Genomic DNA, 262 nt, shown 5'->3' with positions numbered 1-262 from the left:
GACGACGGCCGTAATGTGGCGTTCAGTGTCCAGAAGGGTGGTACCGACTGGCGGACCATACGTGTGATCGACGTCGAGAGCGGGAAAGAGCTTCAGGACACGGTCGACTGGGCGCGTTTTACGCACATCGACTGGGCGCCGGACAGCTCAGGCTTCTTCTACTCGCGCATGCCAGAACCTGTTCAGGGTTCGTCCGGCGCGGCGATTGCTAACCACGCAGTCTATTTTCATAGGCTGGGGACTCCTCAGGCTGAGGATCGGC

At 60.3% G+C, this 262-nt stretch carries 1 pseudogene; it reads left to right on the top strand.

Features of this window, described 5'->3' with window-relative positions:
• Positions 1-262 (top strand): annotated as a pseudogene (locus SB679_RS24820) (S9 family peptidase); the annotation flags it as partial.

This window comes from Chryseobacterium sp. SIMBA_029 (assembly GCF_046535275.1).
Lineage (GTDB): Bacteria > Bacteroidota > Bacteroidia > Flavobacteriales > Weeksellaceae > Chryseobacterium.
The sequence above is the reverse complement of the archived record's forward strand: the minus strand, read 5'-3'. Positions and strand labels throughout refer to the sequence as shown.